The organism is Arthrobacter sp. UC242_113, from assembly GCF_044054585.1.
Lineage (GTDB): Bacteria > Actinomycetota > Actinomycetes > Actinomycetales > Micrococcaceae > Arthrobacter.
The window spans coordinates 439,729-466,146 of record NZ_CP171968.1; the positions used below are offsets into that span (position 1 = coordinate 439,729).

General features: G+C 66.7%; 24 protein-coding genes and 1 tRNA gene. 17 read left to right on the top strand and 8 right to left on the bottom strand.

Translation table 11 applies throughout. The features are described from left to right. Positions 1-179: 179 nt before the first annotated feature. The 16 genes from ACHMXB_RS02035 (at position 180) to ACHMXB_RS02110 (ending at position 16,125) form a co-directional block, all read left to right on the top strand. Positions 180-611 (top strand): cytidine deaminase, encoded by a 432-nt coding sequence (locus tag ACHMXB_RS02035; protein ID WP_395402346.1) that lies wholly within the window; start codon positions 180-182, stop codon positions 609-611. Beyond that, complete coding sequence (locus ACHMXB_RS02040; protein ID WP_395402348.1) at positions 608-1,921, top strand: thymidine phosphorylase; 1,314 nt, start codon at positions 608-610, stop codon at positions 1,919-1,921. Before ACHMXB_RS02035 ends, ACHMXB_RS02040 begins: the two co-directional genes overlap by 4 nt. Positions 1,922-1,923: 2 nt before the next feature. Further along, complete coding sequence (locus ACHMXB_RS02045) at positions 1,924-2,541, top strand: DedA family protein (RefSeq protein WP_395402350.1); 618 nt, start codon at positions 1,924-1,926, stop codon at positions 2,539-2,541. Positions 2,542-2,643: 102 nt separating this feature from the next. Next, entirely contained in the window at positions 2,644-3,330 is a 687-nt protein-coding gene (locus tag ACHMXB_RS02050; RefSeq protein ID WP_395402352.1) for a DedA family protein, read from the top strand. A 117-nt stretch (positions 3,331-3,447) separates the two neighbouring features. After that, positions 3,448-4,593, top strand: coding sequence for an adenosine deaminase (locus ACHMXB_RS02055; RefSeq protein ID WP_395402354.1), 1,146 nt, complete (start codon positions 3,448-3,450; stop codon positions 4,591-4,593). An 82-nt stretch (positions 4,594-4,675) separates the two neighbouring features. After that, positions 4,676-5,299, top strand: coding sequence for a MazG nucleotide pyrophosphohydrolase domain-containing protein (locus ACHMXB_RS02060; RefSeq protein ID WP_395405069.1), 624 nt, complete (start codon positions 4,676-4,678; stop codon positions 5,297-5,299). Positions 5,300-5,419: 120 nt separating this feature from the next. Beyond that, complete coding sequence (eno, locus tag ACHMXB_RS02065) at positions 5,420-6,700, top strand: phosphopyruvate hydratase (RefSeq protein ID WP_395402356.1); 1,281 nt, start codon at positions 5,420-5,422, stop codon at positions 6,698-6,700. Between the two features lie 88 nt (positions 6,701-6,788). Further along, the gene (locus ACHMXB_RS02070; RefSeq protein WP_395402358.1) at positions 6,789-7,619 is read left to right on the top strand and encodes a septum formation initiator family protein; all 831 of its coding nucleotides are present in this window, start codon (positions 6,789-6,791) and stop codon (positions 7,617-7,619) included. A 75-nt stretch (positions 7,620-7,694) separates the two neighbouring features. After that, on the top strand, positions 7,695-8,369 hold the full coding sequence (locus tag ACHMXB_RS02075; protein ID WP_395402360.1) for a DUF501 domain-containing protein: 675 nt from the start codon (positions 7,695-7,697) through the stop codon (positions 8,367-8,369). Beyond that, complete coding sequence (locus ACHMXB_RS02080) at positions 8,366-9,322, top strand: exopolyphosphatase (protein WP_395402362.1); 957 nt, start codon at positions 8,366-8,368, stop codon at positions 9,320-9,322. Before ACHMXB_RS02075 ends, ACHMXB_RS02080 begins: the two co-directional genes overlap by 4 nt. An 18-nt stretch (positions 9,323-9,340) precedes the next feature. Continuing rightward, positions 9,341-10,738, top strand: a complete 1,398-nt coding sequence (locus ACHMXB_RS02085) for a S8 family serine peptidase (RefSeq protein ID WP_395402364.1) — start codon at positions 9,341-9,343, stop codon at positions 10,736-10,738. 34 nt (positions 10,739-10,772) lie between these two features. Beyond that, the gene (locus ACHMXB_RS02090) at positions 10,773-12,254 is read left to right on the top strand and encodes an NAD(P)/FAD-dependent oxidoreductase (RefSeq protein WP_395402366.1); all 1,482 of its coding nucleotides are present in this window, start codon (positions 10,773-10,775) and stop codon (positions 12,252-12,254) included. 183 nt (positions 12,255-12,437) lie between these two features. Next, the gene (locus ACHMXB_RS02095) at positions 12,438-13,388 is read left to right on the top strand and encodes an N-acetyltransferase (RefSeq protein ID WP_395402368.1); all 951 of its coding nucleotides are present in this window, start codon (positions 12,438-12,440) and stop codon (positions 13,386-13,388) included. 20 nt (positions 13,389-13,408) lie between these two features. Beyond that, positions 13,409-13,482 (top strand) — tRNA-Leu (locus tag ACHMXB_RS02100). A 173-nt stretch (positions 13,483-13,655) separates the two neighbouring features. Continuing rightward, complete coding sequence (locus tag ACHMXB_RS02105) at positions 13,656-15,002, top strand: ABC transporter substrate-binding protein (protein ID WP_395402370.1); 1,347 nt, start codon at positions 13,656-13,658, stop codon at positions 15,000-15,002. A 370-nt stretch (positions 15,003-15,372) separates the two neighbouring features. Further along, positions 15,373-16,125, top strand: coding sequence for an IS3 family transposase (locus ACHMXB_RS02110; RefSeq protein ID WP_395405071.1), 753 nt, complete (start codon positions 15,373-15,375; stop codon positions 16,123-16,125). Positions 16,126-16,245: 120 nt separating this feature from the next. Here the strand turns inward: ACHMXB_RS02110 and ACHMXB_RS02115 are convergent, their stop codons facing one another. Genes ACHMXB_RS02115 through ACHMXB_RS02130 form a run of 4 tightly spaced genes read right to left on the bottom strand, consistent with a single transcriptional unit; the run spans position 16,246 to position 20,329 of the window. Further along, positions 16,246-17,016 (bottom strand): ABC transporter ATP-binding protein, encoded by a 771-nt coding sequence (locus ACHMXB_RS02115; protein ID WP_395402372.1) that lies wholly within the window; start codon positions 17,014-17,016, stop codon positions 16,246-16,248. Continuing rightward, a complete protein-coding gene (locus ACHMXB_RS02120) occupies positions 17,013-18,059 on the bottom strand; it encodes an ABC transporter ATP-binding protein (RefSeq protein ID WP_395402374.1) in 1,047 nt (348 codons plus the stop codon). The genes ACHMXB_RS02115 and ACHMXB_RS02120 overlap by 4 nt, the downstream gene beginning before the upstream one ends. After that, a complete protein-coding gene (locus tag ACHMXB_RS02125) occupies positions 18,056-19,024 on the bottom strand; it encodes a branched-chain amino acid ABC transporter permease (RefSeq protein WP_395402376.1) in 969 nt (322 codons plus the stop codon). Before ACHMXB_RS02125 ends, ACHMXB_RS02120 begins: the two co-directional genes overlap by 4 nt. 9 nt (positions 19,025-19,033) lie before the next feature. Then, complete coding sequence (locus ACHMXB_RS02130) at positions 19,034-20,329, bottom strand: branched-chain amino acid ABC transporter permease (protein WP_395405073.1); 1,296 nt, start codon at positions 20,327-20,329, stop codon at positions 19,034-19,036. Positions 20,330-20,677: 348 nt separating this feature from the next. Here ACHMXB_RS02130 and ACHMXB_RS02135 point away from each other — a divergent pair, with 348 nt between their 5' ends. Beyond that, a complete protein-coding gene (locus tag ACHMXB_RS02135) occupies positions 20,678-21,571 on the top strand; it encodes a Bax inhibitor-1/YccA family protein (RefSeq protein WP_395402378.1) in 894 nt (297 codons plus the stop codon). Positions 21,572-21,670: 99 nt separating this feature from the next. Here the strand turns inward: ACHMXB_RS02135 and ACHMXB_RS02140 are convergent, their stop codons facing one another. Genes ACHMXB_RS02140 through ACHMXB_RS02155 form a run of 4 tightly spaced genes read right to left on the bottom strand, consistent with a single transcriptional unit; the run spans position 21,671 to position 26,268 of the window. Next, on the bottom strand, positions 21,671-22,909 hold the full coding sequence (locus ACHMXB_RS02140; protein ID WP_395402379.1) for an acetyl-CoA C-acetyltransferase: 1,239 nt from the start codon (positions 22,907-22,909) through the stop codon (positions 21,671-21,673). Between the two features lie 49 nt (positions 22,910-22,958). Then, a complete protein-coding gene (galK, locus tag ACHMXB_RS02145; RefSeq protein ID WP_395402380.1) occupies positions 22,959-24,119 on the bottom strand; it encodes a galactokinase in 1,161 nt (386 codons plus the stop codon). Then, positions 24,116-25,309 carry a galactose-1-phosphate uridylyltransferase gene (galT, locus tag ACHMXB_RS02150; protein ID WP_395402381.1) on the bottom strand — a complete coding sequence of 398 codons (1,194 nt, stop codon included), beginning with the start codon at positions 25,307-25,309 and terminating at the stop codon, positions 24,116-24,118. The genes galK and galT overlap by 4 nt, the downstream gene beginning before the upstream one ends. Then, entirely contained in the window at positions 25,306-26,268 is a 963-nt protein-coding gene (locus ACHMXB_RS02155) for a DeoR/GlpR family DNA-binding transcription regulator (protein WP_395402383.1), read from the bottom strand. The genes galT and ACHMXB_RS02155 overlap by 4 nt, the downstream gene beginning before the upstream one ends. Positions 26,269-26,418: the final 150 nt, after the last annotated feature.

Consider the following 26,418-nt stretch of genomic DNA (forward strand, 5'->3'; position numbering starts at 1 on the left):
GCGCGAACGTACACTTGTGGCCCTAGGGAAACGTTTCCCGAGGGCCACAAGTGTACGTTCGTGCCGGGCGCGTTGGCCGGACCGTGTTACCCGGGACAAGGGGTGGGACACTAAAGTGGGCTCATGAGTGCGCTGCTGCGCACCCGGGTGCCGGCCAGCGGCATCCCGTACGCCAAGGGGTGACGGCCGTGCAGAACGACGCCAACGAAGAGGGCGCCAGTATCGACTGGGCGGCCCTGGAGACCGCCGCGCGCGACGCCATGAAGAACGCCTACGCACCCTATTCGAACTTTCCGGTGGGTGCCGCGGCCTTCACGGCGGACGGCCGGATCGTCAGCGGCTGCAACGTGGAGAATGCCAGCTACGGCCTGACGCTGTGCGCCGAGTGCGTCCTGGTGGGCAACCTGCAGATGACCGGCGGCGGCCTGCTCCGCGCCTTCTGCTGCGTGGACGGCCGCGGCAATGTCCTCATGCCCTGCGGCCGCTGCCGGCAGCTGCTGTACGAGTTCCGGGCACCCGGCATGGAGTTGATGACCACACAGGGGATCAGGACCATGGACCAGGTGCTGCCCGACGCCTTTGGACCCGAACACCTGGAGGGAACCCGGTGACCCAGAAGAACGAGGCGTTCGACGCCGTCGACGTCATCCGGACCAAGCGCGACAAGGGCGCGCTCAGCCCCCAGCAGATCGACTGGACCATCGATGCGTACACCCGCGGCGTCATTGCGGAGGAGCAGATGGCCGCGCTGAACATGGCCATCCTGCTCAACGGCATGGACCGTGCCGAGATCTCGCAGTGGACCGCGGCGATGATCGCCTCGGGGGAGCGCATGGACTTCTCCGGCCTCCGGCGGCCCGACGGCGGCGTGAAGGTAACCACTGACAAGCACTCCACGGGCGGGGTGGGGGACAAGATCACCCTGCCGCTGGCGCCCCTGGTCGCGGTCTTCGGAGTTGCGGTGCCGCAGCTGTCCGGGCGCGGACTTGGCCACACCGGCGGCACGCTGGACAAACTCGAGTCCATTCCCGGCTGGCGCGCGGACTTGAGCAACGCCGGAATGCTGGCCCAGCTCCAAGAGGTGGGCGCGGTGATCTGCGCCGCCGGACCGGGGCTGGCCCCTGCCGACAAGAAGCTCTACGCACTGCGCGACGTCACGGGCACCGTCGAGTCCATCCCGCTGCTTGCCTCGTCGATCATGAGCAAGAAGATCGCCGAGGGCACGGGCTCGCTGGTGCTGGACGTCAAGGTGGGCAGCGGGGCGTTCATGAAGGACGAGGCCGGGGCGCGCGAACTTGCGGAGACCATGGTGGCCCTGGGCAAGGACGCCGGGGTGGAAACCGTGGCCCTGCTGACCAACATGGCCACACCGCTCGGACTGACCGCGGGCAACGCCATCGAGGTGGAGGAATCCGTTGAGGTCCTCGCCGGCGGCGGCCCGGCCGACGTGGTCGAACTGACGGTGCGGCTGGCGGAGGAGATGCTGCGGTGCGCCGGCGTTCCCGACGCCGATCCGGCCGCGGCGCTCAAGGACGGCAGGGCGATGGACGTCTGGAACCGGATGATCGCGGCGCAGGGCGGCGACCCGCGGGCGAAGCTGCCGGTGGCCCGGGAATCTGAAACCATCTATGCGCCCGCGGACGGAGTCCTCGTGAAGCTGGACGCGTTCGCCGTCGGTGTGGCGGCCTGGCGGCTGGGCGCCGGGAGGGCCCGGAAGGAAGACGCAGTGCAGGCAGCCGCGGGCGTCCGCATGCACGCCAAGCCCGGCGCAACTGTGCGTGCCGGCGAACCGCTGATGACCCTGCTGACAGACACGCCTGAGAAGTTTGCCCGGGCCAAGGCGGCGCTTGACCACGCCGTCACCATCGCACCGGCCGGCTCCAGGCCCGCCCAGCAGCTCATCATCGACCGCATCGCCTGACCGTGCAGGCCGTTAACGATTTCATCCTGGCTGCCGCCGGGCAGCCCTGGGTGCTTTTCATAGTCCTGGCCTGCTGCGTCATCGACGGCTTCTTCCCGCCCATCCCCAGCGAATCGGTGGTGGTGGGGCTGGCGGCCGTCGCCGCGACGGCGGACGTGCCCAACCCGTGGCTGCTCGCGGCCGTAGCAGGACTGGGCGCCTTCACCGGCGACAACGCCGCGTATCTCATCGGCCGGGGCGTGGGCACACAGCGCTGGGCCTGGATGCGCGGGCCGCGCATGCAGCGTGCGTTCCGGTGGGCCGGGCGGGAGCTGCGCAAACGCCCGGCGTCCCTGATCCTCGTGGCGCGGTTCGTCCCCATCGGCCGGGTGGCAGTGAACCTGACCGCGGGCGCCACCCACTATTCACATGTGCGCTTCGTCGGGCTGACTGTGCTTTCCGCCACCCTGTGGGCCTCGTATTCCGTGGCCATCGGGCTGTTCTTCGGCCAGTGGTTCGAGGAGAACCACCTGCTGGGGGCCGTGATCGCCATTGTTTGCGCCATTGTACTGGGCATCCTGGTGGACCTCGTCATCAACCGGCTGCGGGGCCGCATCGAGGATCCGCTGCAGGAAAGTTGACTTTCCAACCAAGGCGTAGCGGACTATCCTCCGGCCGTGCGACACTAAAGAGCGATTTGCGTCACTTCCTGTCTTGTTATATTGCCGAGGAGCAACACCCGCGTGGAGTTTATTAATGAGGCCGTGCTCCATGCAGCGGGTCAGTGGTGGATTTATCCCGTCCTGCTCTTGTTCTTCTTTGTTGACGGGTTCGCGATGGTGGTCCCGAGCGAGACGCTCATCGTGGCGCTGGCGGCCTTTTCCCGGCACAGCGGCGAGCCCAACCTGTGGATCCTCGGCCTGACTGCCCTGACCGGGGCCATGGCCGGTGACAACATGGCCTACATGCTGGGCCGGAAGATCGGCCTGGAGCGCTGGAAGTGGATGCGCCGGCCCAGGGTGCAGAAAGTCTTCGGCTGGGCGCGCTACGAACTGGAAAAGCGCGGCGCCGTTCTGATCTTCACGGCGCGCTACATCCCATGGGGGCGCGTGGCGGTGAACTACGTCGCCGGCACCACCGGATACCCGCACCGCAGGTTCTTCCTGCTGGACGCCTTCGCGTGCTTCACTTGGGTCGGTTACTCGATCGGGATCGGCCTCGTCGCCAGTTCCTTCCCGTGGCTCCACAGCAACCCGCTGCTTGGCGCCGGCATCGCCGTCGTGTTCGCCATCATTCTGGGCATCATCATCGACCACGCCCTCCGCTGGTGGCACAAGCGGCTCGGCCGGAATGACGCCCATGCTGCGCCGGAGGAGAGCCGGGCGCCGGAACAGGGCAGCATCCCGGAACAGGCCAGCCGCGTGGTTTAGCCCTTAGCGCTTAGAGGGCGGGCGGCTTGGCGCGGCCGTGCAGCGGCCTTTCGGGCCGCCCGTCGCCAGGCAGCGCGCCCGTTGGCATTGCCGCCGGTGCAACCCTAGAGTTGGTACGTGACTGAGCCAATCGTTGACGCCGCCCCTGCCCTTGACTTCGACCTGAAGAGCCTGCCCAAGGTATCCCTTCACGACCATCTGGACGGCGGCCTGCGCCCTGCCACGATCATCGAGCTGGCGGAGGCGGTGGGCCATACGCTTCCGTCCACCGACCCGACCGCGCTGGGCGAATGGTTCCGCGAATCCGCCGACTCCGGCTCGCTGGTCCGCTACCTTGAGACGTTCGACCACACGGTCGCCGTCATGCAGACCAAGGAAGGTCTGATCCGCGTCGCCAAGGAGTTCGTGGAGGATCTGGCGGACGACGGCGTGGTGTACGGCGAAGTGCGATGGGCACCTGAGCAGCACCTCCAGAACGGATTGACCCTGGACGAGGTTGTGGAGGCGGTCCAGGAGGGACTCGAAGCCGGCGTGGAGGCCGTGGCCGAGACCGGCCGCGAGATCCAGGTGGGCCAGCTGATCACGGCCATGCGGCACGCTGACCGCGGCCAGGAAATCGCTGAACTCGCCGTTCGGCACCGCGACAAGGGCGCCGTCGGGTTCGACATCGCCGGCGCCGAGGACGGCTTCCTGCCCTCGCGCTTCCGCGACGCCTTCACCTACCTGGCCGAGAACAACTTCCCTGCCACGGTGCACGCCGGTGAAGCCGCCGGGCTGGACAGCATCCAGTCCGCCCTCGTTGACGGCCGCGCGCTGCGCCTCGGCCACGGTGTCCGCATCGCGGAGGACATCATGGTGGAGTTCGACGAGGACGACGCCGACGACGAGGACAGCGACAATATTGGCCTGGTCACGCTCGGCAACCTGTCCAGCTGGATCCGGGACCGCGGCATCGCCCTGGAAATCTGCCCGTCCTCGAACCTGCAGACCGGCGCCATTGCCGCCTTCGGTGAGGGCATCGAAAGCCACCCGCTGGACATGCTCTACCAGTTGGGATTCAACGTAACCATCAACACGGACAACCGCCTCATGAGCGGCGTGACGCTCACCGATGAGTTCGAGCTCCTGGTGGAGACTTTCGACTACGACCTCGATGACCTGCTGGAGCTCACGCTCAACGCGGCCGAGGCGTCCTTCCTTCCCCTGGAGGAAAAGGAAGCCCTCGTGGAGTACATCAACGACGCGTACGGCGACCTTGGCTGAATCCAACGGCCAGCCTGAACCGACCGACGCGGTGGGGGAACTGCTGGGGGTGATTGCTGCCCTCCGCGAGCACTGCCCCTGGATGGGTGCCCTCACCCACGAGTCACTCTTGGAGTACCTGCTGGAGGAGGCCTATGAAGTGGCCGAGACCATCGAGACCGGCGCGGACGAGGCTGAACTGAAAGGTGAGCTGGGCGATGTGCTGCTCCAGGTGGTGCTGCACGCCCGGCTCGCCGAGGAGCGCGGCGTGTTCAGCTTCGGTGACGTGGCCCGCGGGCTCACCCAGAAGATGATCCGCCGCAACCCGCACGTGTTCCGTCCGGACGGATCTCTCCAGGACACCTTTCCTGCCACGGTGGAGGAGATCGTGCTCAAGTGGGACGCGGTGAAAAAGGCCGAAAGCCCGCAGCGCAGCACGCCCTTCGAGGGCATCCCGGTGGCCCTGCCCGCACTGGCCCAGGCCCAGAAAACCCTGGACCGGGCCGAGCGGGCCGGGCTGAAAGCCCCGGTGGCTGAGACCCCGCTGGTTGAGCTTGTCGAAACCTCGCTGGCCGAAACAATAAAAACCGAAGCCGAACTCGGCGAGCTGCTGCTCGCCGTCGTCCGTTCAGCCCGGAACAGGGGGTTCGACGCCGAACGCGCCCTCCGCGGGGCCGTCCGGCGGTACCAGAACCGACACCCGGAAACATCCGCCCCCGGATCATGACGTCCGGGTTCTGGATAGGTTTCCGTAACGTGCACCACTCTCGACTACGCTAGTCCCTGACGAGGACGTCGAGATTTTTTCCCCCAAGTCCCCAGTAAATCGCCCACAAGGAGCACATCCATGGCGCTTATCGATGCCATCCACGCCCGCGAGATCCTCGATTCCCGTGGCAACCCCACCGTCGAAGTTGAAGTTCTCCTCTCCGACGGCCAGATCGGCCGCGCTGCCGTTCCGTCCGGTGCGTCCACCGGCGAGCACGAAGCCGTTGAACTGCGCGACGGCGACAAGGGCCGCTACCTCGGCAAGGGTGTCCAGAAGGCCGTTGACGCCGTCATCGACCAGATCGCACCGGCACTGACCGGCTTTGACGCCACCGACCAGCGCAGCATCGACCAGGCCATGATCGACCTGGACGGCACCGCCAACAAGGGCAAGCTCGGCGCCAACGCCATCCTCGGCGTCTCCCTGGCAGTTGCCAACGCCGCAGCAGCCTCCGCTGACCTGCCGCTGTACAAGTACCTGGGCGGCCCGAACGCCCACGTCCTGCCCGTTCCGCTGATGAACATCCTCAACGGCGGCTCGCACGCGGATTCCGACGTCGACATCCAGGAATTCATGATCGCCCCGATCGGCGCCGAGACCTTCTCCGAGGGCCTGCGCTGGGGCGTCGAGGTTTACCACAACCTCAAGTCCGTGCTGCAGCAGAAGGGCCTCTCCACCGGCCTGGGCGACGAGGGCGGCTTCGCCCCGAACCTGCCGTCCAACCGTGCTGCCCTGGACCTGATCCAGGAAGCCATCCAGAACGCCGGCTACACCCCGGGCACCGACATCGCCCTGGCCCTGGACGTCGCCTCCTCCGAGTTCTTCAAGGACGGTGCCTACCAGTTCGAGGGCAAGGCCCTGAGCGCCTCCGAGATGAGCGCCTACTACGCCGAACTCGTTGCCGACTACCCGCTGGTTTCCATCGAGGACCCGCTGGACGAGAACGACTGGGAAGGCTGGAAGATCCTCACCGACACCATCGGTGACAAGGTCCAGCTGGTGGGCGACGACCTGTTCGTCACCAACCCCGAGCGCCTGCAGCAGGGCATCGACGCCGCCACGGCGAACTCCCTGCTGGTCAAGGTCAACCAGATCGGCTCCCTGACCGAAACCCTGGACGCCGTTTCCCTGGCCCAGCGCTCCGGTTACACCACCATCACCTCGCACCGCTCCGGCGAAACCGAGGACACCACGATCGCCGACATCGCCGTTGCCACCAACGCCGGACAGATCAAGACCGGTGCCCCGGCCCGCTCCGAGCGCGTTGCCAAGTACAACCAGCTGCTGCGCATCGAAGAGGAACTCGACGACGCCGCACGCTACGCCGGGCGCAGCGCGTTCCCGCGTTTCAAGGCCTAGTAGCCCAAGAAACAGCTGACCGGTGGCTATGGTGGAAAGACCATAGCCACCGGTTTTGTTTTAGGCGCCCACACGTTACAGGAGTGTCATGGCTACCCGCCGTCCCAAAGTTCCCAGGGTGACCCCACCAGCACAGCAGTCCTCCGCCGGCTCTGCCGGGGGAGACGTCATCCAGGCGGACTTCGGCGGCCCGCGTTCGCCCCACGCCACCCATGAAGCGGGAACGGGACACGAGGCCAAGGCGGCGGGCAGGGCCAGCGGCGCTGGTGCCAAATCCGGCGCTGGCAGCAGGACCGGCGCGGGTTCCACCGGTTCCACGGGTCCGGGTATCACGGCCGCCGGTTCGAAGGGCTCAGATTCGAGGGGCGCCGGCACCAAGGGCGCAGGTTCAGCAGCTGCCGCTGCCCCAAGAGCTGGCGCTGCCCCAAGAGCTGGCGCGGGCACCAAAGCCAGCACCGGGAAGACGGGGAGCAGCCGCGGGAAGTCCGGGTCGTCAGCCGTCACCGCCGGGGAAGACAACCTCGACCCCGTCCCCGCCAAGGCGTTCTCCGGCCGCATGCTGGCGCTGGCCGTGGTGATGGTTGCCATCACCATCATGCTGGCTCCCACCGTGAAGATCTTCATCGACAAGCGCGCCGAAATCGCGGCCCTGGAATCGGACATATCGGCCAGCAAGGCGGACCAGGACAACCTCAAGCGGCAGGTCTCGCGCTGGCAGGATCCCAACTACGTCAAGCAGCAGGCACGGGACCGCATTAACATGGTTATGCCGGGTGAGACCGGCTACTGGGTTTTCGGCAGCGACCTGCCGGCCGGCGCATCAGGCAGCCAGCCCAGTGCAGCAGAAACACAAGACCCCGCCGACGTGCCCTGGGTGGATTCCCTCTGGGAGTCCATCAGACGCTCGGCAACAGACTAGGAGCGGCGCCCGCCGCAGGACTGCCTACCGGAATTTCGGTGCAGCCAGATCCGGGCAGGAAGGACGGCCACGCCAGTGGACGACAACACGGCAACCGCCCCCGGTGACAACAGGCAGCCATCGGCACGGGACCTCGATTTGCTCAGCCGCCAGCTGGGGAGGCCGGTGCGCGACGTTGTGGAAATCCCGGCGCGCTGCGTTTGTGGGAACCCGCTGGTGGCCGCAACGTCCCCGCGCCTCAGCAACGGAACTCCCTTCCCCACCACGTTCTACCTGACCCACCCGGTCATCACGTCGGCGGTCTCCCGGCTTGAGGCGGCCGGCCTTATGAACGAGATGAACGACCGGCTTGCCGCGGACGAGCCACTGGCTGCCTCCTACCGGGCGGCGCACGAGGCCTACCTGGCTGCCCGCGCGGAAATCGGGGCACGGTCTGGGATCGGCGACGTCCCGGAGATCGACGGCGTCTCCGCCGGCGGCATGCCCACCCGCGTCAAGTGCCTCCACGTCCTGGTGGGACACTCGCTGGCCGCCGGGCCGGGCGTGAATCCGCTGGGCGACGAAGCCATCGCGGACATCAGGGAATGGTGGACCGCCGACCGCTGCTACTGCGAGGGTGCCTGGGACACGGCCGGCGAAGCGCCGTCCCGGGAACTCAGCCGCCACGGCCCGCAGGGGTTGCCGGACATCGTGGGCCGGCCCGCGCCCGTGCGGAAATCCAAGACCGATGCAACGGAGGCAGGCGCATGACCCGGGTGGCCGCCATCGACTGCGGAACCAACTCCATCCGCCTGCTCATCGCCGACATTGACCGCAGCAACGGGACCACCAAGCTCACCGACGTCGTGCGTGAAATGCGTGTGGTGCGGCTCGGCCAGGGCGTTGACGCCACCGGCGAGCTGGCACCCGAGGCGCTGGAGCGCACCTTTGCGGCGACGGCCGACTACGCGGCGCTTATCCGCGAGTACCAGGCCAAGAAGGTCCGGTTCGTGGCCACCTCGGCCAGCCGCGACGCCCGGAACCGCCAGGTCTTCGTGGACGGCATCCGGAACCTCATCGGGGTGGAGCCCGAGGTGATCACCGGCCACGAGGAAGCCGCGCTTTCCTTCGCCGGCGCCAGCAGCGTGCTGCCCATTGCGGCAGAGGACAAGGTGCTGGTGGTGGACCTGGGCGGCGGCAGCACGGAGTTTGTGCTGGGCGACGCCGGCGGCGTGATCGCCGCAAGGTCCGTTGACATCGGCTGCGTCAGGCTCACCGAACGCCACCTCACGTCGGACCCGCCCACGGCCGAGCAGATCGCCGCCGCGGAGGCCGACGTCGACGCCGCCATCGCCGAAGCGCGACTGGACGTCCCGCTGGAACGCAGCACCGCCGTCGTCGGGGTTGCCGGCTCCATCACCACCATCACGGCGCACGCGCTCAGGCTGCCCGAATACCTGCCGGGGGCCATCCACGGCGCCGAACTGTCCATCTCCGCCGTGCAGGCCGCGGCCACCGATCTGCTGCAGATGACCCGGGCACAGCGGGCGGAACTGCCGTACATGCACCCCGGCCGGGTGGACGTCATCGGCGCCGGCGCGCTGGTCTGGCGGCGCATCCTCACCCGCATGGGCGAGCTCAGCGGCGGCCGCATAATTACGGCCACCGCCAGTGAGCACGATATTCTTGACGGAATTGCCCTGAGTGCCGAGGCACCGAGTTAACCGAAAATTGGATTCTGAATGACCAGAGCAAGAGCCCGGCTCCGCCGGACGGTCTCGGCCCTTCTGTCCGCGGTGCTTGCCGGTGGCATCGCCGCGTCCGCCGTCGCCACCGCACCCGCTGCGCACGCCGATTCCTGGCGGGACAAGGAGTACTGGCTCAAGGAAGCCGGCATCACCAAGGCGTGGGAAGTCTCCAAAGGCGCCAACGTAAAGGTCGCTGTGATCGACAGCGGCGTGGACGGAAGCCATCCCGACCTCAAGGGTGTGCTGGCCGGCGGCCATGACGTCTCCGGTGCCGGCGCCCCCGACGGCGAGAGGAGCATCGGTGCCAAGCCCGAGCACGGCACCCTCGTGGCCACCATGCTTGCGGGCCGCGGGCACCAGGTTCCGAAGAAGGCATCTGCCAGTGCCAAGCCCTCCCAGAACGGCACCGCAGCGGCATCGAAAGCCCTGCCGGACGGCATCATGGGCGTGGCACCCGAGGCGCAGATCCTCTCCGTCTCCACCTGGCTGGGATCGGAAAACCCCGGCGGCAAGAGCGACCAGGACCAGATCCCGGAGGCTGTGCGCTGGGCGGTGGACAATGGCGCGAAGGTCATCAACATTTCGCTGGGCAGCACGTCTCCGGAGTGGCCGCAAAGCTGGGATGCCGCCTTCCTGTACGCCGAGCAGAAGGACGTGGTCATCGTCGCCGCTGCCGGTAACCGCGTCGGCGGCAACGTGCAGGTGGGGGCTCCGGCCACCATCCCCGGCGTACTGACCGTCGCGGGCCTGGACCGGAACGGACAGGCGAGCACGGATTCCTCCTCCCAGGGCATCAGCATCGGCGTGGCGGCGCCGGCGGAGAAGCTCGCCGGCGGACTGCCCGGCGGCAGCTATGCGGAATGGGCCGGCACGTCCGGTGCCACCCCCATCGTCTCCGGCGTTGCGGCGCTGATCCGCTCCAAGTGGCCGGAGATGAGTGCCAAGCAGGTCATCAACAGGATCGTCTCCACCGCCAAGGACGAGGGCACGCCGGGCAAGGACCCGCTGTACGGCTTCGGGGTCCTCAATGCCGAGGCGGCGCTCAAGGACGATGTGGCCGAAACGAAGGCCAACCCGCTGGGTTCGATCGCCGAGTGGATCCGCGTGCACCGGCGCGGGAACTTCGCCACTCCCGCTCCCGAGCCGACCACCGCAGCACCGGCACCGCAGGCTACGCTGCCCAAGGCGACGGTGCCGGTCGCGGTGCCGCCCTCACAGCTGGACAGTGCGCTGCCGGCCGCAGTGGTCATCGGGTTCGGTGCGCTCTTCATTGCCATTATTGCGGCGGGCGCGGTCCAGTTGCGGCGGGCGTACCGGGCGTCCGGCGGGGGAGTGGACGAACCCGAAACCGGCGCAGTGACGAGGGTGGATCCGGCAGACCGGCCGAGCTAGTGAAGATTTTCACAAAGTACTGTATTCTGGAGTTATGGCAACCACCCCACAGCTCCAGGATCGTCCGCGTGTGCTCGTCGTCGGCGGCGGGTACGTCGGCCTCTACGTAGCCCTCAAACTGCAGAAGAAGATCGCAAACGCAGGCGGCATCGTCACCGTCGTCGATCCGCTGCCCTACATGACTTACCAGCCCTTCCTGCCCGAAGTTGCAGGCGGAAACATCGAGGCCCGCCACGCAGTGGTCTCCCACCGCCAGCACCTCAAGCAGAGCGAGCTCATCCAGGGCCGCGTCGTCTCCATTGACCACGCCAACCGCACGGCCGTGGTTGCCCCGGCTGACGGCGGCGACAACTTCGAGGTGCCGTACTTCGACGTCGTGCTCTCCGCCGGCGCCATTACCCGCACGTTCCCCATCAAGGGCCTGGCGGACAAGGGCATCGGCCTGAAGACCATCGAGGAAGCCGTTGCGCTGCGCAACAAGGTCCTTGACCGCATTGAGGTCGGCTCCACCATGACCGACCCCGCCGAACGCGCCCGCGCACTGACCTTCGTGGTGGTGGGTGGAGGCTTCGCCGGTATCGAGTGCATCACTGAAATGGAAGACCTCGCCCGCGCCGCGGTCCGGAACAACCCGCGCGTCAAGCAGGAGGAAGTTCGCTTCGTCCTCGTCGAGGCCATGGGCCGCATCATGCCCGAGGTCACCGCCGCACAGGCTGAATGGGTTGTGGAGCACCTCCGCAGCCGCGGCATCGAGGTCCTGCTGAACACGTCGCTGGACAACGCCGAGGGCGCCCTCAAGCTCATCAACCTGCCGGACAAGACGCTGGCCCAGGAATTCGAGTCCGACACCCTCGTGTGGACCGCCGGTGTCCAGGCCAACCCGATGGTCCGTTCCACCGACTTCCCGCTGGAACCCCGCGGCCGCGTCCGCGTCCTGCCGGACCTGCGCATCGCGGGCGACGAAGGCATCATCGACAACGCCTGGGCTGCCGGCGACATCGCCGCGGTACCCGACCTGACAGGCTCTGGCCTGCCGGACGGCACCTGCGTTCCCAACGCCCAGCACGCACTGCGCCAGGCCAAGCGCCTGGCGAAGAACCTGTGGGCTTCCCGCTGGGACAAGCCGCTCGTCGACTACAAGCACAAGAACCTCGGTGCTGTGGCCGGCTTCGGCGAGTGGAAGGGTGTTGCCAACATCAACCTGCTCGGCCGCATCGGGCTCAAGGGCCCCCTCGCCTGGCTGGCACACCGCGGCTACCACGGCATGGCCATGCCGACGTTCGAGCGCAAGTTCCGCGTGATCCTCAACTGGATCCTGAGCTTCTTCGCGGGCCGCGACACCACGCAGCTGCTGGACCTGGACAACCCGCGCGGTGCCTTCGTGGCCGCCGCCACCCCGGCTCCGAAGCCCGCTGCTGCGGCTCCCGCCGCACCTGCCGCGACGGCTCCGGCTGAGAAGGCTCCGGCCGCCGCCCAGGGCGGCGCCAAGGATCCTGTCAAGGCTGAAGCCAAGTAATCCCCACTGCCTCCCCAATCTCGCAAGCTCGATTGGGGCCCCTCGGCAGTGTGGGCCCAGGCAGGCAAATTAACGACGGCGGCCGTTCCCTTTCGGGGGAACGGCCGCTTTCGCGTTTCCCCGAAAGGTTTCCCCGGCGGGGGAGCTCCCCGGCACGGCAGGGTGCACACATAGACTGGCTCCATGACGGGTGAAAAGAACCTCCAAACCCTCCTCGCGTCGATGCGTCCGGTCGTCCGGGAAGGGGAGTACGTCTACGCTCTCTGGCCGCACGGCAAGCCGCTGGCGGGGCATATCGAAGCCGCCGTCCGGGAAGCCGAGGGGCTCACGGTGGTCCTGCCCCGGGCCGAAGCAGATGCAATGGAGCTGCCCTACGATTTCGTTGCGGCCTGGATCACCCTGGAGGTCCACTCGGCACTGGAAGCGGTGGGCCTGACCGCAGCGGTCAGTCGGGCGCTGACCCAGGCCCGGATCAGCTGCAACGTGCTGGCAGGCTTCCACCACGACCATCTGCTGGTGCCCGTGGGTGACTCTGCCCGGGCGGTGGAGGTCCTGTCCGAACTTTCGGCCGCCAGCGCCCCCGAGCCCAAACTGGTGCGGGAAGTGGTGCTCCGCAGCGAGCAGCCCGGGGACCGCGACGCCGTCCTTGCCCTGACCGCCGAAGCCTTTGCCGTCTCTCCGGTCACGGGACTGCCCGTGGAGGGGGAGCCTGTTGAGGTGAGGGTGCTCCGCGAGCTGTTCGTCGCCGAGGAGTACCTGCCGGAGTTCAGCATCGTCGCCGAACTCGACGGCGAAATCGTAGGGCATGTGATCAGCACCCGCGCGTGGGTGGAGGACCTCGAGCTGCTGGGGCTCGGGCCCATTGGCGTGACGCCCCGGCTGCAGCGGCACGGCATCGGCTCGGCGCTGATGCGCGAAACAGTGGTTCGTGCGAACGCCGCGGGGGAGAAGGGCATCGCGCTGCTCGGAAGCACCGACTATTACCCCCGGTTCGGCTTCGTCCCCGCGTCGACCCTGGGCATCGAGGCGCCGGACAGGAAGTGGGGCGACCACTTCCAGTTGCTGCCTCTGGCCCTGTGGCCCGGCGGGGTCCACGGCACGTTCCGGTACGCCGGGCCCCTGGCCGCCGTCTGAGGCGATACGATTGACCGGGCGCCCCAGTAGCCCAATTGGCAGAGGCAGCGGACTTAAAATCCGCGTGTTGTGGGTTCGAGTCCCACCTGGGGTACTACATTTCTCCTTCGCGTCGCCGGTGTTCCAATATGCAACGAGTGTTATGAGGATGTGACCTTAGTCACTTATGTTCACGCTGGAATTGGATTAGCTTGAACTTAGCTCAGGAACCCCTGACCAAAAATCGCATCAAAGGCCATTCGCGCCTTTCGATCGAGGAGACTCTAAATGATTTCACTCCCCCAGGCGGCGCCCCGGGTTGCTAAGGTCACAGCGCTTAGTATCGGCGTCGCCCTTCTGGCCACGGCTTGTGGTGGCGGTTCCACCCCGAGTGCGACAGAATCCTCCGCAGCAGCCGGCGGCATCGCATGCCCTGCACCCAGTGATACTGCCGGGGCATCCAGCACCGCCACCGAGACCGGCGCCGTACCGGCAGCAACCACCACCACCCCTACACCGCTGAAAATTGGATCGCTTCTGCCGACGACGGGGTCGCTGGCGTTCCTCGGCCCGCCCGAAATTGCGGGCGTTAACCTGAGCGTCAAGGAAATCAATGCCGTTGGCGGCGTGCTCGGCAAACCCGTCCAGGTGGTGCACCGCGACTCGGGCGACACCAAGACCGACATCGCCACCCAGTCGACAACTGCTCTGCTGGGCCAGGGCGTCAGCGCCATCATCGGGGCGGCGTCGTCGGGTGTGTCGAAGACGGTCATCAATCAGATCACCGGAGCGGGTGTCCTGCAGTTTTCGCCGGCCAACACTTCTCCGGACTTCACCACCTGGGACGACAAGGGCCTGTACTGGCGTACGGCTCCTTCCGACGTCCTGCAGGGTCAGGTCCTGGGCAACTACATGGCCACCTGCGGCGCCCAGACGCTTGGCATGATGGTCCTGAACGATGCCTACGGCACCGGCCTGCAGAAGAACGTGAAGGCAGCGTTCACGTCTGCCGGCGGCCAGGTAGTGGCTGAACAGCTCTACAACACCGGTGATTCCCAGTTCAGCAGCCAGGTGGATGCGCTCGTCGCGGCCAAGCCCGACGCCATCGCCCTCATCACGTTCGATGAAGCCAAGAGCATCATTCCGCTGCTCACCGGCAAGGGCATCAAGCCGGAACAGCTGTTCCTCGTTGACGGCAACCTTTTCGACTACAGCAAGGACTTCAAGGCCGGCACGCTCAAGGGTGCCCGCGGTACGCAGCCCGGCACCTTTGCCAAGGAAGACTTCAAGAAGTCACTCCTTGCGATTGATCCCGCCCTCCGCACGTTCAACTATGCAGGCGAGGCGTACGACGCGGTCAACATGACCGCGCTTGCGTCGGAGGCGGCAAAGAGCACCAAGGGAGTGGACATCGCCAAGCAGCTGAAGGCGGTCTCCGAAGGCGGCGAGAAGTGCAACACCTTCCCGTCCTGCGTCACGCTGCTCCGAAACGGCAAGGACATCGACTACGACGGACAGTCCGGTCCGGTCACGTTCTCTGACGCCGGTGACCCCACGGAGGCCTACGTCGGCATCTACGAGTATGACGACAGCAACAAGCCCCAGCCCGCAAAGGAAGAGTTCGGCAAGCTGTAAGCCGCTCCCCGCCGCACACACGGAAGCCCCCGTCCAGTGAACTGCTCCCCGGAAGTTGGACTGAGAAATTCAGTTCCGACTTCCGGGGAGCAGTTTTATGCATGCACGTAGTTCGTTATCCGAGGCTCAGCGCGAGGCCCGTCGCGAAGGCGTGGATGCCTTGCGCCCCAAGCCCAAAGGCCGACCCCGGAAGCCCGACGCCCCACCGCCGGCGGAGACGTCCGAATTGGAGCGGTTGCGGCGGGAGAACGAGCGGTTGCGGGCGGAAGTGGCCTACCTGGGAAAATTGCGGGCCTTGAGGGCTCAAAAACAACGGTGAAGGCTTCAGGCTCTCATCGCCCTCAAGGCGGACTTCTCTCTTCCGGTTCTGCTGCAGGTCTCAGGTCTTGCCCGATCCACGTTCTTCTATCACCAGGCCCGGCTCCTGGCCCTTGACCCGCAAGAGGAACTCAAGTCCTCCATCATGGACATCTTCAAGAAGAACCATGGCCGCTACGGGCACCGCCGCGTGCATCGGGAACTGCTCAACCAAGGCTGGACGGTCGCGAAGAAAACCGTGCTGAAGATCATGCGCGCACTCGGGCTTGTCTGCAAGGTCCGGCAGCGGAAGCGCTACAACTCCTACCAAGGCGAACAGGGCACTGCCGCGCCGAACCTGCTGAACCGGGAGTTCGACGCCGCTGCCCCGAACCAGAAGTGGGTCACTGATGTGACAGAGTTCAGCGTCGGAGACCGCAAGCTCTACCTTTCGCCGGTCATGGACCTCTTTGACCGGCAGATCATCTCGTACTCCATCGGCCTGTCGCCAAACCTGAAGCTCACCAACAGTGCACTGCGTAATGCACTGACAACGCTCGACAGCGGTCAGAAACCGCTCGTGCATTCAGACCAGGGATTCCAGTACCGGCACACCTCGTGGCGGACGCTCCTGGAGGGCGCCGGCGCCGTCCAATCAATGTCCCGCAAAGGCAACTGCTACGACAACGCCGTGATCGAGAACTTCTTTGGACACCTCAAGGAAGAACTCTTCCACCACGTCCGATTCCTCAACACCGATGCACTGGCTACGGCACTGCACGAATACATCCGCTGGTACAACACCGAGAGAATCTCCACAAGCTAAAGGGCCTGAGCCCGGTGCAATACCGTGCTCAGGCCCTTGTGGCCTAGGCTCTAACTAAACCGCCCAACTTCTGGGGACCAGTTCACCAGCCGGACGGGGGCTTTTCTGTGTGTGCGGTCCCTAGTCCTCGTCGGCCAGCGTGCCGAGGTAGAGCTGGATGACTTTCGGGTCCTTCATGAGCTCACGGCCCGTGCCGGTGTACGCATCCCTGCCCTGGTCCAGGACGTAGCCGCGGTCGCAGATCTGCAGGCAGCGGCGGGCGTTCTGTTCCACCATGATGACGGACACGCCGGCACGGTTGATCTCATGCACCCGCAGGAATGTCTCGTCCTGTTTGACGGGCGAGAGGCCTGCCGAGGGTTCGTCCAGCAGCAGGACCGCCGGCTCCATCATCAGGGCCCGTCCCATTGCCACCATCTGCCGCTCGCCGCCGGACAGGGAGCCCGCACGCTGCGCCCTGCGCTTACCCAGCTCGGGGAAAAGGCTGGTGACGAACTCGAACCGCTTGGCGAAGTCCTTGGGCCGCTGGAACATGCCCATCTGCATGTTCTCCTCGATGGTGAGTGTGGCGAAGACGTTGTTGGTCTGCGGCACGAAGCCGACGCCCTGGGTCACCAGCTTGTTGGCCTTAAGCCCCGTCAGGTCCCGGCCCCTGACCACGACGGATCCGGAGTGCACCTTCACCAGGCCGAACATGGCCTTGAGCAGTGTGGACTTGCCGGCCCCGTTCGGGCCGATGATGCCGATCAGTTCGCCCTTGCGGGCCTCGATGCTGCACCCGTTGAGGATGTTGACGCCGGGGAGGTAGCCGGCCACGAGGTCGGTGACTTTGACGACGACGCCGTCCTCGGCTGCGCTGCTTGCGGCCGGGGCCGCGCTCGTGGCACTCATTCCTTGTCCTTGTCTGTGTTGCTGGCACCCGTGCGTCCGGTGTCCGGGCCCGCCTCGGTGATCGTGGGTGGGGTGGCGTCCACGGCGATCATGCCGGCGTTCTCGGTGCCGACGATCGACTCCTCGTCCGCCGCCAGTTCCTGCTCCAGTTCCTTGATGCCCTCGGTGTCGCCGAGGTCGACGTCGTGGTGGGCGCCCAGGTAGGCGTCGATGACGGCTGGGTCCTTCATGACCTCGCCCGGGGGTCCCTCGGCCACGATCTTTCCTTCGGCCATGACCACCACCCAGTCCGCGATGTGCCGGACCATGTGCATGTCGTGTTCCACGAAAAGGACCGTCATGCCCTCGGACTTGAGGTTCTTGATGTGGTCCAGCAGTGACTGCGTCAGCGCCGGGTTAACTCCTGCCATCGGTTCATCCAGCATCACCAGCTTGGGCCGGACCATCAGGGAGCGGGCCATTTCCAGCAGCTTGCGCTGGCCGCCGGACAGCGACGCCGCGTAGTCGTCCTTCTTGGTGTCGAGCTTAAACTTCTCCAGCAGGACGTTGGCGTGCTCGGTGATTTCCTTCTCGCGGCCGCCCCAGATGTTCTTGAACAGCGCCTTCGACAGACGCTCGCCCGGCTGGTTGGACGCGCCGAGCCGCATGTTTTCCATGACGGTCAGCTTGCCCATGACCTTGGTGAGCTGGAACGTTCGCACCATGCCCATCCTCGCCACCTTGTAGGAGGACACCCCGGCGATGCTCTGGCCCTCGAACTGCCACTTGCCCGAGTTCGGCGTGTCAAAGCCGGTGAGCAGGTTGAACAGGGTGGTCTTGCCGGCCCCGTTGGGGCCTATGAGTGCGGTGATCTTGTGCCGCGGGATCTCCAGGTACTCGACGTCGACCGCGTTGATGCCGCCGAAGCTGCGGGTGACGTTTTCGGCGACGACGATCGCGTCCCGCTTCTTGCAGCCCGGGGCGTTGTCCCCGACGGCGATCGGCCGGGCATCAGTCATGTAGTCGATGCCGGCTTCCATTGATTCTTCGCTGTGCTTGCTCATGCGAACGCCAGCTCCTTCTTATTGCCAAAGACACCCTGCGGCCTGAAGATCATCAGCAGCATTAGCGCGATGCCCACCAGGATGTAGCGCAGCTGGCCGGCCTGGACCGTGGTCAGCCAGGTCACCGCACCGGATTCGATGAGACCGTACAGGATGCCTTGGGTGAGGGACAGGACCACCCAGAAGATCATGGCGCCGATCACCGGTCCCAGGACCGTGGCCATGCCGCCCAGCAGCAGGCAGGTCCACAGGAAGAACGTCAGTTCGGTGCCGTAGTTGGCGGGCTGGACGGCGCCGCGGGGGAGCGTGAAGATCATCCCGGCCAGCGCGCCGAAGGTACCGCCGATCACCAGTGCCTGCATCTTGTGGGCGTACACGTTCTTGCCGAGCGAGCGGACGGCGTTTTCGTCCTCGCGGATGCCCTTCAGCACGCGGCCCCAGGGACTGCGCATCAGGAGCCAGACGAGGACGCAGCCGATCACCACGAGCCCCCACCCCACCACCCTGATGAAGAAGTCCCGGTTGTTCATGCCGAAGTAGGAGCCCTCGGGGAAGGGGTTCATGGAATAGAACCCGCCCTCGAAGGCGGCGAGCCCGTTGGCGGAGCCGGTCACAGACGTGAGCTGGTTGGTGGTGACGACGTAGCGGACGATTTCCGCTGCCGCGATGGTGACGATGGCCAGGTAGTCCGCGCGCAGGCGGAGGGTGGGAATGCCCAGCACCAGCGCAAAGAGCACCGAGCAGACGACGGCGATCAGGAGGCCCACGAAGAAGGGCGCCCGGAAGCTGAGCGTCGAAATCGCGAAGCCGTACGCACCCACCGCCATGAAGCCGGCCTGGCCGAAGTTCAGCAGGCCCGAGTAGCCGAAGTGCACGGCGAGGCCGAGCGCCGCGAGGGCGTAGGCCGCCGTCGTCGGGCTTAAAAGGCCGCCCGCCGCGCTGGAAAGAATTAGTCCGAAGTCCATGGCTGTCTCCTAACCCACGCGCTCGCGACGGCCCAGGATGCCCTGGGGACGGAACAAGAGGACAACGATCATGATGAAGAGTGCTCCCACATATTTGAGGTCGGCCGCGAGGCCGAACACGGTGGTCAGTTCGACGAAGATGCCGACAATGACAGAGCCGATCAGGGCGCCGAAAACGGTGCCCAGGCCGCCGAGGGTCACGCCGGCGAAGATGAGCAGCAGGATCTGCGAGCCCATGTCGAAGGTGACGCCCGGGCGGTAGTAGGCCCAGAGGATGCCGCCCAGCGAGGCCAGGACACCGCCCACGATCCAGACCAGGCGGATGACGCCGTCGACGTCGATTCCGGAGGCGGCGGCCAGGGCCGGGTTGTCGGCTACCGCGCGCGTCGCCTTGCCGAGCCTGGTTTTCAGGAGGACGATGCCGATGATGCCGATCACGACGGCGCTGATGACCAGGGACCACAGGTTGTTGGGCGAGATGGAGACCGGGCCCAGCTGGATTTCCGCGCTCTGCGCAAACGGCAGCTGCTGGGTGGCCCCGCCGAAGTAGAACTGGATGATGTAGCGGACCGCCAGGGCCAGGCCGATGCTGACGATCATCATCGGCACCAGGCCGGTACCGCGGCGGCGCAGCGGACGCCAGAGCCCGGCGTCCTGCGCATAGCCAAGGAGTCCGCCGCCAAGCAAGGCAAGGACGACGGCCAGCCAGAAGGGCAGGTTCATGGCGCTAAATCCAAAGACCAGCACGGCGCCGAGGGTCACCATCTCGCCGTGCGCGAAGTTGGTGAGCCCGGTGGTGCCGAAGATCAGGGACAGGCCCACTGACGCCAGTGCCAGCAGAAGGCCGAAGCTCAGGCCTGCCACGAGCCTGTTGAGCAGGTTCTGGCCAAAGTCCTGCTGCTGCACCACAATGCCCTTGCCGAAGGCGAAGATGACTGAGAGGTTTGATGTCTGGCTGAACGTGACGCTGCGGGGATTCGACTGCCCGTCGGCGAGCTTGATTCCTTCGGGAAGCGTGGATTCGTCCAGCTGGATTTCATAGGTGCCCTGACTGGGGACGCCTATCCGCCAGGACCCGTTGGCGGCCGAGGTTGCCTCACCGGTGAAGTCGCCATTCTTGGCGGTGATCTTGACGCCTTCGAGCGGGCGCCGTGCGTCGTCGCGGAGGAAGCCGCTGATGCTGTTCTGAAACTGCTGGTTCGACGGGGGTGGCGTCGGAGCTGGAGTGCCGGCCTGCGCTGCAGGCGCTGCGGCCAGCAGAAGTGCCACGACGGCGGAGGCAATGGCCCCCCATACCTTCAGCAGCCCGGCCGGCCGCCGGATAGGCAGGCCTCTCGGTGTGCGTCTCAAATTGAAAACCTCCACGTGGGGGTGGTTGCGGCTGCTTCGTTGCAGCCGCTGCGAACGGAGAATGGCGGATATCGCTGCTGGTGAAGCGGGTCTTGGCTTGCTGTGATATTCGTCACCCTGACCCGCTTATCGTACAGCGCAAGCAGTACAAACCGTGTGGGCGGAGCTGACCATCAGATAGCGATCCGGTAACAACTGAAAAGCCCGGTCCCCGGGCGGAACTTTCCCTGCCGCTGGTGCGTAGGAATTGATAGCGTGAGCTTTAGGACCATCACTCAACCCCCTAGACGGAGGACACCCGCAATGGCACTTGGCGGAAACCCGATCTTCAACGGAAAGAATTTCCGTGGAGCCACCCAGGCACCGCCTGTCCCGCAGGCGTACGGCCACAACAACTACGGCCACAACAACTACGGCCAGCCGGGTTATGGCCAGCAGGCTTATGGCCAGCCCGGCTACGGCCAGCAGAGCATGTCCAACGACCAGTTGCAGCAGATGTACAACCGGCCTGCGGCCGGCCCGGCCGAAACCGGGCGGATGACCTTCGACGACGTCATCGTCAAGACGGCGGTCTGCCTCGGCGCCGTGGTCGTCGGTGCCGCGGTCACCCTGTCGGTGGCCCTGGGCCTGGCATCCATGCTCATGATCGTCGGCGCGCTCGGCGGATTTGTGCTGGCCCTTGTCAACACCTTCAAGAAGCAGCCGTCACCGGCGCTGATCCTTGCCTACGCCGCGTTGGAGGGCCTGTTCCTCGGCGGCCTGACCCGTGTCCTCGACACCATGTACCCCGGAGTCGGCCTGCAGGCCGTGGTCGGCACGCTGTCCGTGTTTGCCGTGACGCTGCTGCTGTTCAAGAGCGGTAAGGTCCGGGCCACGCCCAAGGCCATGAAGTTCTTTATGATCGCCATCGTCGGGTACGCGCTGTTCTCCTTGGTGAACATGGTCATGATGATGACAGGGCTGACAACTGAACCGTTCGGCCTGCGCAGCGGAATCATCGGCGTCGTTATCGGCATTCTGGCCATCGGTCTGGCCGCGTTCTCACTGGTCATGGACTTCACCAACATCGAAGAAGGCGTCCGCAACGGCGCCCCGGAGCGGTTCTCCTGGACCGCCGCCTTCGGCCTCACCGTCACCCTCGTGTGGCTGTATGTGGAGATCATTCGCCTGCTGGCCATCCTCCGCGGCGACGAATAGAGCGACAAACCAAGGCGGCAGCCCGCCGTTGTAATTCAATAGCACCAGCAGCGTGGGTCTCGCCATTCGGTGGGGCCCACTCCCGCGTTAAGGCTGGAGCTAGGTGAGGCGCTCCAGCACCACGGCCATGCCCTGCCCGCCGCCGACGCAGAGCGTGGCCAGGCCCAGCGTTCCGTCCGTCTCGCGCAGGCCGTTGAGCAGCGTGGCGGTCATCCGTGCGCCGGTCATCCCGAACGGATGGCCCAGCGCGATGGCGCCGCCGTGCACGTTGAGTTTTGCCGGATCGATTTTCAGCTCGCGGGCGCTGGCCACCACCTGGACGGCGAAGGCCTCGTTGAGCTCCACCAGGTCGATGTCGTTCATGTCCAGGCGGGCTCGCGCCAGCGCCTGCCGGGAGGCTTCCACCGGCCCCATCCCCATCAGCTCGGGGGAGAGGGCGGTGGCTCCGGTGGAGACGATCTTGGCCAGCGGCTCCAGCCCCAGGTCCCTGGCCAGGTCGTAGCTCATGATGACCAGGGCGGCGGCGCCGTCATTGAGCGGGCAGGCGTTGCCCGCCGTGACCGTGCCCTCCCGGCGGAACACCGGCTGCAGGGCGCTGACGGCTTCCAGGGTCACGCCGGGCCGCGGCGAATCGTCCCGGTCCACTACTGTTCCGTCCCGCCGCTCGTACGGTGTGATTTCGCGGGCGTAGAATCCGGAAGCGATCGCGTCTTCGGCGCGGTTCTGGCTCAGCACGGCCCACTCGTCCTGGTCTGCGCGGCTGATCCCGTAGGAGGTGGCCACGTTCTCCGCCGTCTGGCCCATGGCGATATAGATGTCCGGCATCCGGCCCCCCAACCGGGGATCCGTCCACGGTGTGTTCGACTCGGCGCGTGCGGCCGTCCGATGGCGGGCCGGTTCGAACAGCGCGTTGTGGTTCCCGGCTCCGGTTTCACCAGCCCCGGCCCAGTCCTGGTAGCGCGACACGGCTTCCACGCCGGCCGCCACGAACGCCTGGCCCTCGCCCGCCCGGATGGCGTGGAAAGCCATCCGGAGCGTCTGCAGGCTGGAGGCGCAGAACCTGTTGACCGTGGCTGCGGGCACGTTGTCCAGGCCGGCGAGGATGGTGACGACGCGGGCCATGTTGGAGCCTGCCTCGCCGCTTGGTTCGGCGCAGCCGAGGTACAGGTCGTCCAGGCCGGGCCCGCTGTCCCCGGTGGCGTCGAATGCCGGCAGTTTGGCCAGCGCCGCGCTAACCATGGCCGCCGCCAGATCATCCGGCCGCTCGTCCTTCAGAGAGCCCTTGAAGGCGCGGCCGATCGGGCTCCTGGCGGTTGAAACAATGACTGCTTCAGGCATGCGACCAGCCTACGCCCGGATCCGCGCTAGCGCGGTCTGGAGTTCACAGCTACGCCAGCCGCATGGCCCCGGCCGCCGGGGTGACCGTAAAGATGTCCGGAGCGGTGTACCCCGCCTCCGCAAAGGCACGCACGACGGCGGCACGCACCTGCTGCTCCTCGCTCACCGGAGTCAGGGCGATGGCGGCGCCGCCGAAACCACCGCCGGTCATCCGGGCGCCGATGGCGCCGTTTGTGCGGGAAGCCTCGACGGCGAGATCCAGTTCGGCGCAGGAGATCTCGAAGTCGTCGCGCATGGACGCATGGCTGGCGTCGAGCAGGGCGCCGATTGACGACGGGCCCTGCTGCCCCAGGAGTTCCACGGTCTGCAGCACGCGGTCGTTCTCTGTGACGATGTGCCGGACACGGCGGAAGGTGACCTCGTCCAGCAGCCCGCCGGCTTCCTCGAGGTCGCCCGGCGTGACATCCCGGAGGGCCTTGACGCCCAGGACCTCGGCGCCCAGTTCGCAGGAGGCGCGGCGGGCGGCGTAACCGCCGTCGGCATGGGAATGGGAAACTTTGGTGTCGATGACCAGCAGGACGAGGCCGGCGGCCTCGGCCTCGAAGGGGACCAGCTGGACGCTCTGGTCGCGGCAGTCCAGGAACACGGCGTGGCCCTTCGAACCTCGCAGCGAGGCCGACTGGTCCATGATGCCGGTGGGTGCACCGACGAAGTCGTTCTCCGCGCGCTGGGTGGCCAGCACCATGTCCTCCGGACCCAGGCCAGCACCAGTGAGGTCATTGAGTGCCGAAATCACCGCGCATTCAATGGCGTGCGAGGAGGACAGCCCGGCGCCGAGGGGGACGTCGGAGTCCAGCAGGAGGTCCAGCCCGGGGACGTCGATCCCGCGCTGCTGCAGGGACCAGATGACGCCCAGCGGGTACTTGGTCCAGCCCTTGGCCGCCGGGCCCTCCAGCGAAGAGGTGTCCGCCGTCGTGATGCCCTGGTCGCCGTAGGTCGAGAGCAGCCGGAGGGTGGAGTCCGGGCGGACCCCCACGGCCACGCGGGCGGTCCGGTCGATGGCGAAGGGCAGCACGAAGCCCTCGTTGTAGTCCGTGTGTTCGCCGATCAGGTTGACCCGGCCGGGGGCCTGCCACACGCCGTCGGGCTGGCGGCCGAACGCAGCGGAGAACCGGGCCTCGAGGTCCGTGGTGGTGGCGGGGGCGGTCATGCGTGGGCTCCTTCGATGAGGTCTGGTTCGGTGAGGCCGGGTTCGGTGAAACCCGGTGCGGCCGGAGCGAGCGCCTCGGCCGGGGATGCCGGAACGGTCACCGAGCGCAGCCGCTCGGCCACCTGTTCGGGGGTGGTGTCGTTGATGAAGGCGCCCATGGCAGCCTCGGAGCCGGCCAGGAACTTGAGCTTGTCTGCCGCGCGGCGCGGGGAGGTCAGCTGCAGGTGCAGGTAGCTGGCGGGGCGCAGCAGGTCATCCACCGGGGCCTGGTGCCAGGCCGAAATGTAGGGCGTCGGGGTGGGGTAGAGGGCGTCGAGGCGTTTGAGCAGGTCCAGGTAGACGTGGGCCAGCTCGTCCTTTTCCTCCCCGGTCAGCCCGGCAAGGTCGGGGACCTGGCGGTGCGGAACGAGGTGGATCTCCAGCGGCCACCGGGCCGCGAACGGAACGTACGCGCTGAAGCTGTCGCTTTCCAGCACCATCCGGCTGCCGTCCTCCCGTTCGGAGCGCAGCAGCGAGCCGGTCAGCGTCTGCCGCCCGCCGGCGTCGTCATAAAACCTGCGCGCGGCGGCGCCCATGACGGCGGCGCGCGGCGTGACATAGGGGTAGGCGTAGATCTGGCCGTGCGGGTGGTGCAGGGTGACGCCGATGTCCGCACCCCGGTTCTCGAACGGAAAAACCTGCTTGATCCCGGGCAGAGCGCTGAGGGCTGCCGTCCGGTGCGCCCACGCCTCCACCACGGTGCGGGCGCGGGTCTCGCTCAGGCCGCTGAAGGACCCGGTGTGCTCCGGGGTGAAGGTGACAACCTCGCACCGTCCGAAGGCGGGACCCGTGGTGCCCCAGCCCGGGTTGGCGGGCACAGGGCCCGAGGCCGGGCCGAGGGAGGGAAAGCGGTTCTCGAACACCACGACGTCGTAGTCCGGGGCAGGGATCTCCGACGGGTTGGCTTCTGTGGTGGGGCAGATGGGGCACTGGTCAGCGGGCGGCAGGTGCGTGCGCGTCTGCCGGTGCGCGGCCACGGCCACCCATTCCCCGGTCAGTGCGTCGTAGCGGACTTCGCCGGGCTCCCCGCGGGGCGGGAGGTCCCTTCGGTCCTGGCTCGCCTCAACGGAGCGCTGGCGGGTTGAGTCGGCGTCGTCGAAGTAGAGCAATTCGCGGCCGTCAGAAAGCTGGGTGCTGGTGATGTGGGTCATGCGTCGTGTCCTTTGAACGCTGTGGCCGACGGCGTCTGGCCGTCCGGGATGCGGGTGGGGCGGGAAGTAAGTGGGTCGTTGTCCCAACTGGGTAGCAGCTCAGGGCGTTCCCAGCCTTGAGAAGGCCCTGACCTGCTACCTAGTTGGGAAGCCGGGGGTGCCACTGCCGGGGTAAGGGGTGCCAGCCGCAGCTCCCCGACGGACTGCCCGAGCAGCTCTTCGGCGGCCGGGCCGGCGGAGCCTGTGCTGATCCGGTCGTCGGTGATGAGGGTGCCGACAGCTGAGAGCGGGGCGATCCCGGCAAGCCCCACGCTCCCGTACTTCGTGGCATCTGCGAGCACTGCCAGCGTGTCCGATGCTGCGATCATGGCGGCGTTGACCTCGGACTCGAGGAGGTTCGGTGAGGTAATGCCGGCCTTCGGGTCGAAGCCGTGCACGCCCATGAAGCACAGATCGGCATGCAGGGTGTCCAGGGCGTGTACCGCCACCGGGCCCACCAGGGCCTCCGAAGGCGTGCGCTGGCCGCCCAGGACCACGGTGCGGATGCCGGCGTCGCCTGCCGACTCCAGGGCGCTGGCCACCATGAGGGAGTTGGTGGCCACCGTGAGCCCGAGGTCGCGGGGGAGCAGCCGCGCGAGCTCATGGGTGGTGGTGCCGCCGGAAACCAGCAGGGTCATGCCGGGGCGCAGCAGCGTGAGTGCCTCCGCGGCGATGGCCCGTTTCGCCTCCGTTTCCCGGGCCGACTTGGCGCCGAATCCCGGTTCGAGTGCGCTGAACGCCGCAGCGCGGGTGGCACCGCCGTGAACCCGGAGCAACTGGCCTTCGGCGTCGAGCGCGTCGATGTCGCGCCGGACGGTCATTTCGGACACGCGGAGCAGGGCTGCCAGTGCCGCCACTCGAACGGTGCCTTCGGCGTCGAGCTCCTGGAGGATGCGGTGTTGCCGCTGCGTTGCAAGCAAGTTGTTCTTCCTTCCTTCCGTGTGGGTTGGAAGCCTGTGGGCCCGGTCACTATCTGTCGCTGTTCCCATTGTGGCACAAAGCGATCAAAAACCAATACTTTCTAACAAAAGATAACAGAATGTGCTCCCTGCAGGCTGTGCAGGCGTTGG